Source organism: Streptomyces sp. NPDC104202 (assembly GCF_055584185.1).
This window is the reverse complement of sequence record NZ_JBVJMN010000109.1, coordinates 1-11,266: the sequence shown is the minus strand read 5'-3', so window position 1 is coordinate 11,266 and position 11,266 is coordinate 1. Positions and strand designations below refer to the sequence as shown.

The following is an 11,266-nucleotide window of genomic DNA, read 5'->3' as shown; positions in this document are numbered from 1 at the left end:
TCCCCCTCTTTCCCGCGGCTTGGGGCACCCGCAGCACCCTCCCACACCCCCCCCCCCCCCCCCCCCCCCCCCCCCCCCCCCCCCCCCCCCCCCCCCCCCCCCCCCCCCCCGCCCGGAGGCGGCGCTCTCCCGCGGGGCTGCGGCGGTCAGCTGCCGGGGAGTTCGAGGTCGCTCTTGTTGAGCTCCTCGATGTTCACGTCCTTGAAGGTCAGGACGCGGACCTGCTTGACGAACCTGGCCGGCCGGTACATGTCCCAGACCCAGGCGTCGGCCATGCTGACCTCGAAGAAGACCTCGCCCTGGACCGAGTGCACCTGCATCTCGTAGTCATTGGTGAGGTAGAAGCGCCGCTCGGTCTCGATCACGTATTTGAACAGCCCGACGACGTCGCGGTACTCCCGGTAGAGCTTCAGCTCCATCTCGGTCTCGTACTTCTCGAGGTCCTCGGCGCTCATGGCATGTTCCCCTTCAGCCGTGCGTCCCCCCATTGTGCGCCAGCCGTGCGCGCCCCTAGACGACTTCGGGGGCGAGAACGACCGGTGCACGCGGAGGTCCCTCGTCCAGCAGCCCTTGCAGCAGCTCGGCGAGTCTGGTCGGGTACACCGTCTCACGCGCCGCCGACAGTTCGGCGGAGGTCCACCATCTCAGGCCCGCGAGACTCCGGGTCTCCAGCTCCGTGAGGGCCTGCGGCCGGGGCGCGGACCCGGTGTCGCGGGTACGGGCGAGGTAGTACCACTCGTCCTGGTCCCAGCGCCGCCCGTCGAAGGGGAAGGAGCAGTACCGCTTCCAGAGCACCGGTCCGAGCTCGACATCGGTGATGCCGGTCTCCTCGGCGAGCTCACGCAGCGCCGCCTGCTCCCGGGTCTCCCCGCCCTCCAGGCCGCCGCCCGGGGTGAACCACCAGGTGTTCGCCGGGTCGTCGGGCTCGAACCCGTGCAGGAGCAGGATGCGGTCGTCGGCGTCCAGCAGGACGACCCGTGCGACCTGGCGCGCGACCGTCGGCACGGGGCCGCCACCGGGCACGTCGCCGGCCGCGGCGCCCGCGCCGGGCCCCGTCGTCGCGTCCTTCGCGCTCTCCGTCACACGCCCGCCTTCTCGCTTTTGGCGGGCCGCCGACCGGCCGGACGCCGGGTGAGGCGGTTCGCCACCGGCCCGTACGCGGCACCCGCGAGGATCAGTACACACCCGGCGACGATCGCCGTGAAGAGGGGCTCGAACGGGCCCGGCGTGGAGGTGCCGCCGGGGAGGGCGGCGAAGCCCGTCGGCGGCTCCAGGAGGCCCTTGGCGGGCCAGACGACCGCGTCGACCCGGCCGACGACCGAGGAGCGGGGCACCGAACCCCGACCGGCCTCCTGGAGGTGGGTGCGGGAGTCCAGCGAGGTGGTCCGGTCGTCGCCGAGGAGGAAGAGGCTGTCGTCCGGGACCGTCACGGAGAAGTCCTGGCCCGAGGCGAGGATCCGGCCGCCGGGCCCCGGCCGCAGATAGGGCTCGACGACGGCCTTGCCGTCGACGGTGAGCCGGCCGTCCCGGTCGCAGCAGGCGACGGTGTCGCCGCCGACCGCGGCGACCCGCTTGACCATGGGCGCGTTCCCCCACAGCGGGTCGACGAAGACGACGACATCGCCGCGGCGGACGTCCTCGCCGTCGATGCGCTGGGCGAGGATCTTCGACCCGACGTCGAGCGTCGGGGTCATGGAGTCGGTGGGGACGCTGTACGGCTGGTAGATGAGGGCGCCCCCGACGAAGCCGCCGAGGAAGAGCAGACAGCCGACGGCCACGGCCAGCCCCGACAGCACGCTGCCGAGGCGGCCGCGGCCGCCCTGGGTCCCTTTGTTTCCGCTCACGATGCACCCCAGAGGTCTGTCGACGGTCCGGGACGGCACCCTACCCGCGGGTCACTACTCGGCGGTATGCCCCGCGACGCGCTTCTTGCGGCGCCACAGCACCAGCGGGAGCGCTCCGGCCAGACCGGCCGCGCCGAGGGGGGCGGCGGCCATGGCCTGGTTGAGGCCCGGCTGGTCGAAGATGTCGGGGACGGGGAGCGTGGCCCAGCGGTTCACCGGCCAGGCGATGACGACGGCGCGGCCGACGACCTCGTCGTTGGAGACGGTGCCGCCACCGGGCAGCTGCTGGTGGAAGCGGGAGTCCAGCGAGTTCTGCCGGTTGTCGCCCATGACCCAGATCCGGCCCTCGGGGACCTTGATCGGGCCGAAGGAGTCCTGGCAGGGCACGGAGCCGGGGTAGAGGTACGAGGTCTCGTCCAGCGCCACGCCGTTGACGACGACCTTGCCGCCCTCCTTGCAGGAGACGGTGTCACCGCCGACGGCGATGACGCGCTTGATGAGGTCCTTCTCCTCGGCCGACGGCATGAGGCCGATGAAGCTGAGGAACTTCTGCACCACGTTCGGCGTCGGCGCCTCCTGGCCCTCCAGCCAGCCGCCCGGGTCGTGGAAGACGACGACCTCGCCGCGCTCGGGCTCGGAGCCGAACCAAGGGGTCAGCTTGTCGACGAGAACCCGGTCGCCCTTCTGGAGGGTGTTCATCATCGACTCCGAGGGAATCGAGAACGCCTGCACCAGGAAGGTCTTGATCAGCAGCGCGAGGACCAGGGCGATGCCGACGAGGAGCGGCAGTTCCTTCCAGAAGGAACGCTGCTTCTTCGGGCCCTGGGGCCTGTCCTCGGCGTCGTCGTGCGACACCCCGTCATCCGTCACGTCGTCACCCGTCACACCATCGCCGGTGGCCTCGTCGGCCCTCTTCTCGGGCTCATCGTGTCCGGATCGTGCGCCGACGGCCAAATCCCCCACATCCACTCCTCACTCCGTGCGAACGCCTGCCCCGGAACAGGGACAGGCCCACCACTCCCATAACGAGCAGAAGTTCCGCAGGGGTCGGGAGCCCGGGCAATCCGTTCAGATTGCGCTGGGACACACTATGCGACGGACCGGACGGGGCAGCGGAACTCGCACTGGCGTCCGGTACGGCGTCGAAGGTCTTCCGCTGCTCCAGCCGGGCCCAGTGCCCGAAGGGCCAGGCGATCACCACGGCACGCCCCACGACCTGCTCCTCGGAGACCGTGCCGTTCCCCTCCTCGTCCAGGTGGAAGCGGGAGTCGGCGGAGTCGGAGCGGTGGTCGCCGAGGACGAAGATGCGGCCCTTCGGGACCTTCACCTCGAAGGGGATCTCGGACGGCTGGTTCCCCGGGTGCAGGTACGGCTCGTTCAGCGGCACCCCGTTGACGGTGAGCCGCCCGTCCTTGTCGCAGCAGCGGACGGTGTCGCCGCCGACGGCGATCACCCGCTTGATGAGGTCGCGCTCGTCGGCCGAGGGCAGCAGTCCGATGAAGGTCAGGGCCTGCTTGGCCTGCTTGACGCCGATCGGGTCGTCGGCCGCGGGCGCGGGATCGTGCTGGAGCCAGGTGCCGGGGTCCTTGAAGACGACCACGTCGCCGCGCTGGGGGCGGGAGCCGAACCAGGGGGTGAGCTTGTCGACGAGTACGCGGTCCTCGATCCGGATCGTCTGCTCCATCGAGCCGGAGGGGATGACGAACGCCTGGACCAGGAAGGTCTTGAGGACGAGCGCGATGAGGACGGCCACCGTGACGAGGATCGGGATCTCCCGGAGCGCGGAGCGCTGCCGGCGCCGCTTCACCTTGCGGGCGAGCCTGCGCCGCTCGGCGCGGCCGGGCAGCGGCGCGTCCGGGGCGGCCCCGGAGGCGTGCGCGGGGCGGCCGCGGCTACCCATGCGCCCCGGCCCCGTGTCCGCCGGCCGACGGGGCCGGTACGGCGCCGAAGGCGTCCGTGGCGGGAAGGGCGGACCATCGGCCGAAGGGCCAGACGACCCAGCCGGCGCGGCCGACGACCTTGTCGACGGGGACCATGCCGCCGCCGGGGTTGCCGAGGTGGTCGCGGGAGTCGCTGGACTGGCTGCGGTGGTCGCCCATGACCCAGAGCCGGCCCGGAGGGACGACGATGTCGAAGGCCACGCTGGAGGGCTGGTCGCCGAACATCACGTACCGCTCCTCGACGGGGACGCCGTTGACGGTGATCCGGCCGTTCTCGTCGCAGCAGACGACCCGGTCGCCGCCGGTTCCGACGACCCGCTTCACGAAGTCGGTCTCGGCGGGCTCGGCGAGGCCGAGGGAGGCGCCGACGCCCCGCAGGAGCCCGGTGACGGGATCGCCCTCCGGCTCCTCGCGCACGAAGGAGCCGGTGCCGTCGAAGACGACGACGTCGCCCCGGCGCGGCTCACTGCCGAAACGGTACGCCAGCTTGTCGACCAGGATCCGGTCGCCGACCTGGAGCGTGGGTTCCATGGACCCGCTGGGGATCAGGAACGGCTGCATGACGAAGTGGCTCAGGAGCAGCAGGAAGGTCACGCAGGCGCCGCCGACGAGGGCGGTGCGCCGCCACGACGGCGCGCGCCGGAGCGGCTCGGAAACGCGCGCGGAGCGCGACTCCTCCTCCGTGTCGGAGGAGGGGTCGCGCTCCGGGTGCTGTGCTTCGGTGTCCATCGCTGGCAGAGCCTATCCGGCCCGCCTGTGCGAGGAGTCGGAAGCGTCGCGCGTGCCGGGAGCCGGGGCTCAGCGGTCGCGCTTCTCCTTGATCTTGGCAGCCTTGCCGCGCAGCTCGCGCAGGTAGTAGAGCTTGGCGCGACGGACGTCACCGCGGGTCACGAGCTCGATCTTCTCGAAGATCGGGCTGTTCACCGGGAAGGTGCGCTCGACGCCGACGGAGAACGAGACCTTGCGGACCGTGAAGGTCTCGCTGACGCCCGAGCCCTGGCGGCGGATGACGACACCCTTGAACTGCTGGATGCGGGAGCGGTTGCCTTCGATGACGCGCACGTGGACGTTCACGGTGTCGCCGGGGCGGAAGGCGGGGAGGTCGGAGCGGAGCGAACCCGCGTTGACCTGGTCGAGCAGGGAGGCCATGGAGGTCTCTTTCCTCGCCGATGCCACAGGTCATCAGCGGTACGTTCGAAGGTGGATCGGAGAGCCGTCCGTTCTGTACGGCGACGTTCCCCCTGTGGCAGGGGCGCACGCCGGACGGACGACAGCGGCCTATTCTTCCACGTCTTCGAGCCTGCGCCAAAACCGGCCGCCGGGCTCGGGTGCCCACCCCAGCATGGAGAGGATCTCGCGGTCCTTCTTGTCGAAGGCCGAGGGGTCGCAGCGCTCGATGAGGTCGGGCCGGAGGGCCGCGGTGCGGCGGAAGGCCTCGTCGCGCCGCCAGCGGGCGATCTTGCCGTGGTGCCCGCTGAGGAGGACGTCGGGGATGGTCCGGCCGCGCCACTCCGGGGGCTTGGTGTAGACGGGCCCCTCCAGGAGGTCGGCCATGGCGCCGGGCGCGAAGGAGTCGTCGCGGTGGGACTCGGCGTTGCCGAGGACGCCGGGGAGCAGGCGGGCGACGGCCTCGGTGACGACGAGGACGGCGGCCTCCCCGCCGGCGAGCACGTAGTCACCGATGGAGACCTCGTAGACGGGCATCCGGGTCGCGTACTCGTCCATGACCCGGCGGTCGATGCCCTCGTAGCGGGCCGGCGTGAAGACCAGCCAGGGCCGCTCGGAGAGCTCGACGGCGAGCTCCTGGGTGAAGGGGCGGCCGCTGGGGGTCGGGACGACGAGGACGGGGCCGTGGGCGCCGCCCTCGTATCCGTCGGCGAGCGTCTGGTCCAGCGCGTCGCCCCAGGGGTCGGTCTTCATGACCATGCCGGGGCCGCCGCCGTAGGGGGTGTCGTCGACCGTGTTGTGCCGGTCGTACGTCCAGGCGCGCAGGTCGTGGACGTGGACGTCGAGCTGTCCTCGCGCGCGTGCCTTGCCGACGAGGGAGACGTTCAGCGGTTCGAGGTACTCGGGGAAGATCGTGACGACGTCGAGCCTCATGCGTCCTCCCCCTCCTCGGCGTCGCGGGAGGAGACGATCTCGGCGCGGTCGTCGATGAGGCCGGGCGGCGGGTCGATCACGGCCCGCTGCTCCTCCAGGTCGATCTCGGTGACGATCGACTCGACGAAGGGGATCATCAGCTCGGTGCCGTCGGGGCGCTCGACGATGAAGAGGTCCTGCGACGGCAGGTGGGAGATCTCGGTGATCCGGCCGATCTCGGTGCCGTCGGCGAGGACGACGTCGAGGTCCATGAGCTGGTGGTCGTAGTACTCGTCCTCCTCCTCCGGCAGCTCGGCGGGGTCGACCTCGGCGATGAGGAGGGTGTTGCGCAGGGCCTCGGCGGCGTTGCGGTCGCGGACGCCCTCGAAGCGCAGCAGCAGCTTTCCGCTGTGGACCTTGCCGGACTCGATGGTCAGCGGACCGGCGGAGGCCGGGTCGGTCAGCAGCACGGCTCCGGGGCCGAGCCTGAGCTCCGGCTCGTCCGTCCGCACCTCGACGGTGACCTCGCCCCTGATGCCGTGGGCGCGGCCGATCCGCGCGACTACCAGCTGCACTGCTCCACACTCTCCTGTCACCCAGCTCGTACGACGAAAAACGACAACGGGCCGGGGTGGGCTCGTAAGCCCTCCCCGGCCCGTGCCGGCACATCATTCAACCGATGTGGCCGACGTGTTCAGCGGACCTGGTCCACGTCGACGAGGTCGACGCGGATGCCACGGCCGCCGATGGCGCCCACGACGGTACGCAGCGCACGCGCGGTGCGGCCGTTGCGGCCGATCACCTTGCCGAGGTCGTCGGGGTGCACCCGGACCTCCAGCACGCGGCCACGACGCAGGTTGCGCGAGGCGACCTGCACATCGTCGGGGTTGTCGACGATGCCCTTCACGAGGTGCTCGAGAGCCTCCTCGAGCATGATCAGGCCTCGGTCGACTCGGTCGACGCGGCCTCGGCCTCGTCAGCCTTCTTGTCGGCCTTCTTGGCCTTGGGGGTGATGGCCTCACCCTTGTCGTCGCCGCCCTCGAGGGCCTTCGCGAACTCGTCGAACGAGGCGCGCTTGGCCTCCTTCGTCGCGGGGACGAGCAGAGCCTTCTCGGGGGCCGGCAGGCCCTTGTGCTTCTGCCAGTCGCCGGTGAGCTTCAGGATGGCGAGGACGGGCTCGGTCGGCTGGGCGCCGACGGACAGCCAGTACTGCGCACGCTCGGAGTCGACCTCGATACGCGACGGGTTGTACGTCGGGTGGTAGAGGCCGATCTCCTCGATCGCGCGACCGTCGCGGCGGGTGCGCGAGTCGGCGACGACGATGCGGTAGTGCGGCTGGCGGATCTTACCGAGGCGCTTGAGCTTGATCTTGACTGCCACTGAAGTGGTGTCTCCTGGTCTTGACGTGGTTGGGCACTTGAGATGCCACGTGGGGTTGCGGTACTCGGATGCCCGATGGACGCGTCAGCCGGAGGAGAGAGGGGTCCTGTGCGACTGTCGAGTACAGCTAGCCATTGTGCCACACGCCGCCGGCTCAGGTGGCGGCGCCCACCGTCTCCGGGATCCGGAAGGGCTTGCCGCAGCCGCCGCAGACGATCGGGGCCTGGGCCAGCACGGACGGCACCACGCGCACGTTCCGCCCGCAGTCGCAGACGGCCTTGACGCGGACGCCGCCGCCGGACGAACCGTGCCGGGCGGCCGGTCCGCGGAAGGAGCGCTTGGTGTCCGCGGCGGTGGCGACCGTGTGGGCCTTGAGGGCGCGCTGCAGCCGCTCGATGGTCGGGCGGTAGCGGCGCCTCGCCTCCGGGTTGAGCGTGACCAGGGAGAAGCCGCTGCTCGCGTGCGGCTCCTCGGGATGGTCGAGCCCCATCTCCTCGGCGATCGCGAGGAATCTGCGGTTGTGATAGCGGCCGGCGCGGGAGGTGTCGCGGACACCCCGGGCGGCGGCGATGCCGTGGACTGCCTCGTGGAGCAGTCGTTCGAAGGAGAGTTCGGCGCCACAGGCGGACGAGGACTCTCCGATCAGGGACTCGGGCGCGGCAAGGTCGGGCAGCTCGGGGTGGTGCCGCTGAATGTCGGCCCACGCCTGTGCCAGCTCTGCGGCGAGAACAGGTGGTGTCGTGCTCACGTCGCGTACAACGAGCCGAAGTGCCCCCGGGTTCCATTCCGGGGCATCCCAAATATTTTGCACGTACCCGTCAGTTGCCGTTGATGCGTCCTGACGAGGGCCAGTGCGCCGATCTGCGGAGAAGCCGCGCAGGGGGCGTCAAGCTGGTGCGTAGTAGCGCATACGCCCCGGCGCGTATCCGGGCTACGTGCGCCCCCCGGGGAAGGGGCTCCCGCCTGGGGACCGGCCGTCGCGCGTCCGTGGCCCGCGCGGGGACCGGTCCGGCCCGGCGGTGTCGCACGGACACTACCGGGTCCGGGTGCGACGCCCCGCACCGCCCCTCCCCCGGCCCGATCCGTCCGGCGCCAGCACTGGACGCGGCCCGGGATGCGCAGTTCCCTGACTACGGGGGGCTGTCGTCCAGGCACGGAATGGGGCTCTTTCCATGACACCTACGCTCGTCCCGCACCACCCCGCGCGCGACTGGGCCGAGATCCAGGAACGCATGCTCGTCCCGCTGTACGAGGCGGTGTACGAGCGCCTCGCCGTCGGCGCCGGCTCGCGGGTCCTCGGCCTCGGCTGCGGCTCCGGCCTGGCGCTGCTCATGGCGGCGTCGAGGGGCGCGCGGGTGGCCGGCGTGGACCGGGACCACACGCGCGTGGAGCTGGCCAGGGAGCGGCTGCCGGAGGACGTCGCGGTCGCGGAGGAGGTGCCGGAGGACCTGCCGTACGACGTGTTCACGGCCTTCCACGCGACGGACGCGTCCCTCCCGGACCTCCGGGCGCTCACCCGTTCGGCGCAACCCGGCTCGGTCGTCGTCCTCGGCGGGTGGGGTCCGCCGGAGCGGTGTGCCACGGAGCCGGTGCTGCGGGTCGCGGCGCGGCTGGCGGACCGCCTGCCGGGGGTCAGGACGGACCTGGACCGGCTGGTGGCGCGCGCGGGGCTGCTGCCGGTCGGCACGGGCCGGGTGGCCTGCCCGTTCGGCTACGCGAACGAGGGCAGCGCGGTGCGCGGGCTGCTCTCCACGGGCGCCTTCGACGAGGCGGTGCGGGCGACCGACCTGCCGCAGGTCGAGAAGGAGATCGAGGAGGCGCTCGCGCCGTACGTCCGCGCGGACGGGACGGTCTGGATGCCGAACCTCTTCCGCTACGTCGTCGCCCGGGTGCCGTAGACCCGGGGTCCGGCCGGGCGGGTCAGGCGCCGTCCTCGCCCGTCCGGACGATCCCGGCGGCCCGGTAGGCCGCGTCCTCCTCCAGCGTCTCGTTCGCGAGGAGCGCCGCGGCCAGGGCGTCCAGCTTGTCGCGGTGCTCGCGCAGCCGGCGCACCGCGCTCTCGTAGCACTCGTCGACGATGCGGCGCATCTCCTCGTCGACGGTGTCGAGGGTCGACGGGGCCGCCGACAGGCCGTACGCCTGCTGGGCGTCGCTCGGGATGGCGGTGAGGCGGCCGACGCGCTCGCTCATGCCCCAGCGGCCGACCATCCCCCGCGCGAGGCCGGTGACCTGTTCGAGGTCGCTCTCGGCGCCGGTGGTGACGACCCCGAAGACGACCTGCTCGGCCGCCATGCCGCCGAGGGCGCCGATGATCCGGCCGCGCAGGTACTCCTCGGTGTACGCGTACCTGTCGGCGTCGGGGGTGGAGAGGGTGACGCCGAGGGCCCGGCCGCGCGGCACGATGGTGATCTTGCGGACGGGGTCGGCGCCGGGCTGGAGCATGCCGAGGAGGGCGTGCCCGCTCTCGTGGTACGCGGTCCTGCGCCGCTCCTCGGCGGGCATCACCAGCGGCCGTTCCGCGCCGAGCTGGACCTTCTCCAGGGCGTCGGAGAGGTCGGACTGCGTGACCGCCTTCTGGTCGCGCTTCACCGCGAGGAGGGCGGCCTCGTTGGCGAGGTTGGCGAGCTCGGCGCCGGTCATGCCCGGGGTGGTCCGGGCCACGTGCTCCAGGTCGACGTCCCGGGCGAGCGGGATCTCCCGCGTGTGGATGCGCAGGATGGCCTCGCGGCCGCCGCGGTCGGGCGGGTTGACGTGGACGATCCGGTCGAAGCGGCCCGGCCGGGTGAGGGCGGGGTCGAGGACGTCGGCGCGGTTGGTCGCGGCGAGGACGATGACGCCCTCGGAGCCGGTGAAGCCGTCCATCTCGGTGAGGATCTGGTTGAGGGTCTGCTCGCGCTCGTCGTGGCCGCCCATCCCCGAGCCGCCGCCGCGGGCCCGGCCGATGGTGTCGATCTCGTCGATGAAGATGATCGCCGGCGCGACCTTGCGGGCCTCGGCGAAGAGCTCGCGGACCCGGGAGGCGCCGACGCCGACGATCATCTCGATGAACTCGGAGGCGGAGGCGGAGAAGAACGGCACCCCGGCCTCGCCGGCGACCGCCCGCGCCAGCAGGGTCTTGCCGGTGCCGGGAGGGCCGGCGAGCAGCACGCCGCGGGGCATCTTGGCGCCCATCTCGCGGTACGCCTGCGGGTTCTTCAGGAAGTCGACGACGTCGTTCAGCTCGCCCGCCACCTCGTCGATGCCGGCGACGTCGGCGAAGGTGGTCCGCTTGCCGCCCTCCAGCTCCACCGGCTTGGGCGGGGTCTTGCGGCCCAGCATGCCGCCCGCGCCGCCCATGCCCGCGCTCATCCGGCGGGCGATGAACACCCACAGCACGACGAGGAGCAGCATGGGGGCGAGCGAGATGAGCAGGTTGGAGAGGAAGCTGCGCTCCTTGACGACCGGTTCGGCGGTGACGACCACGTTCTGCTTGGTCAGCTGCGCCCACAGGTCGTCGTCGGCGAAGGCCGGGCGCTGGGTGGTGAACTTGGTGTAGTCGCCGTCGCCGTCGGGGACGGGCTGCTTGTTCTTCAGCTGCCCCTGGATCGCGTCGCCCTTGGAGTAGATCTTCGTGACGTTCCCGGCCGCGACCTGCTTGTCGAACTCGGTGTACGAGATCGTCGGCCCGTCGCCGTCGTTGAAGAACGACAGGACGATGTTGGCCAGCAGGTACACGACGAGCGCGGTGAGGATGAGGCTGCCCCAGCTCCCCGGCATGCGCTTCTTCGGCGACGGGGGTGGCGGTGCCCCTTCCGAGCGCCAGGGCTGATCGGTCCGGTCGCGCGGGGGTACGGGGTTGGCCACGTGGCTCTCCTCGGGGCGGCAGTGGCCCCAGTATCGAAGAGCGGGACGGCCCCGGCACGGCGGGCGGTCCGGAGGGATGACGAGGGGCCCGGGGGGGGGGTGGGCCCCCCCCCGCCCCCCCCCCCCCCCCCCCCCCCCACCCCCCCCCCCCCCCCCCCCTTCCCCCCCCCCCACAACCCC

14 protein-coding genes are annotated in these 11,266 nt (G+C 72.0%); 1 reads left to right on the top strand and 13 read right to left on the bottom strand.

The features are described 5' to 3' along the window. Positions 1-146: 146 nt before the first annotated feature. The 12 genes from ACZ60W_RS36610 to ACZ60W_RS36555 all read right to left on the bottom strand — a co-directional run bounded on the left by ACZ60W_RS36610 (position 147) and on the right by ACZ60W_RS36555 (position 7,991). On the bottom strand, positions 147-455 hold the full coding sequence (locus ACZ60W_RS36610; RefSeq protein ID WP_005311352.1) for a DUF2469 domain-containing protein: 309 nt from the start codon (positions 453-455) through the stop codon (positions 147-149). Positions 456-510: 55 nt separating this feature from the next. Beyond that, positions 511-1,005, bottom strand: coding sequence for an NUDIX hydrolase (locus ACZ60W_RS36605; protein ID WP_469759725.1), 495 nt, complete (start codon positions 1,003-1,005; stop codon positions 511-513). A 74-nt stretch (positions 1,006-1,079) separates the two neighbouring features. Further along, complete coding sequence (gene lepB, locus ACZ60W_RS36600) at positions 1,080-1,844, bottom strand: signal peptidase I (protein WP_469759723.1); 765 nt, start codon at positions 1,842-1,844, stop codon at positions 1,080-1,082. Positions 1,845-1,898: 54 nt separating this feature from the next. Continuing rightward, positions 1,899-2,798, bottom strand: coding sequence for a signal peptidase I (gene lepB / locus ACZ60W_RS36595; protein ID WP_469759724.1), 900 nt, complete (start codon positions 2,796-2,798; stop codon positions 1,899-1,901). Further along, entirely contained in the window at positions 2,767-3,744 is a 978-nt protein-coding gene (gene lepB, locus ACZ60W_RS36590; RefSeq protein ID WP_469759722.1) for a signal peptidase I, read from the bottom strand. The genes lepB (ACZ60W_RS36595) and lepB (ACZ60W_RS36590) overlap by 32 nt, the downstream gene beginning before the upstream one ends. Continuing rightward, positions 3,737-4,513 (bottom strand): signal peptidase I, encoded by a 777-nt coding sequence (gene lepB / locus ACZ60W_RS36585; protein WP_469759721.1) that lies wholly within the window; start codon positions 4,511-4,513, stop codon positions 3,737-3,739. The genes lepB (ACZ60W_RS36590) and lepB (ACZ60W_RS36585) overlap by 8 nt, the downstream gene beginning before the upstream one ends. Positions 4,514-4,582: 69 nt before the next feature. After that, positions 4,583-4,933 (bottom strand): 50S ribosomal protein L19, encoded by a 351-nt coding sequence (gene rplS, locus ACZ60W_RS36580; protein WP_015036473.1) that lies wholly within the window; start codon positions 4,931-4,933, stop codon positions 4,583-4,585. 129 nt (positions 4,934-5,062) lie between these two features. Next, entirely contained in the window at positions 5,063-5,884 is an 822-nt protein-coding gene (gene trmD, locus ACZ60W_RS36575; protein WP_469759720.1) for a tRNA (guanosine(37)-N1)-methyltransferase TrmD, read from the bottom strand. Next, positions 5,881-6,438, bottom strand: a complete 558-nt coding sequence (rimM, locus tag ACZ60W_RS36570; protein WP_469759719.1) for a ribosome maturation factor RimM — start codon at positions 6,436-6,438, stop codon at positions 5,881-5,883. The genes trmD and rimM overlap by 4 nt, the downstream gene beginning before the upstream one ends. Positions 6,439-6,557: 119 nt before the next feature. Next, positions 6,558-6,797, bottom strand: a complete 240-nt coding sequence (locus ACZ60W_RS36565) for an RNA-binding protein (RefSeq protein WP_005311361.1) — start codon at positions 6,795-6,797, stop codon at positions 6,558-6,560. A gap of 2 nt (positions 6,798-6,799) precedes the next feature. After that, positions 6,800-7,243 (bottom strand): 30S ribosomal protein S16, encoded by a 444-nt coding sequence (gene rpsP / locus ACZ60W_RS36560; RefSeq protein ID WP_030325634.1) that lies wholly within the window; start codon positions 7,241-7,243, stop codon positions 6,800-6,802. A gap of 154 nt (positions 7,244-7,397) precedes the next feature. Then, the gene (locus ACZ60W_RS36555) at positions 7,398-7,991 is read right to left on the bottom strand and encodes a hypothetical protein (RefSeq protein WP_033204778.1); all 594 of its coding nucleotides are present in this window, start codon (positions 7,989-7,991) and stop codon (positions 7,398-7,400) included. Between the two features lie 424 nt (positions 7,992-8,415). On the opposite strand from ACZ60W_RS36555, the gene ACZ60W_RS36550 reads away from it, so the two are divergent. After that, positions 8,416-9,141 carry a class I SAM-dependent methyltransferase gene (locus ACZ60W_RS36550; protein WP_469759718.1) on the top strand — a complete coding sequence of 242 codons (726 nt, stop codon included), beginning with the start codon at positions 8,416-8,418 and terminating at the stop codon, positions 9,139-9,141. Between the two features lie 22 nt (positions 9,142-9,163). Here ACZ60W_RS36550 and ftsH read toward each other — a convergent pair whose 3' ends face one another. Further along, positions 9,164-11,086 carry an ATP-dependent zinc metalloprotease FtsH gene (gene ftsH, locus ACZ60W_RS36545; protein ID WP_469759717.1) on the bottom strand — a complete coding sequence of 641 codons (1,923 nt, stop codon included), beginning with the start codon at positions 11,084-11,086 and terminating at the stop codon, positions 9,164-9,166. Positions 11,087-11,266 lie beyond the last annotated feature (180 nt).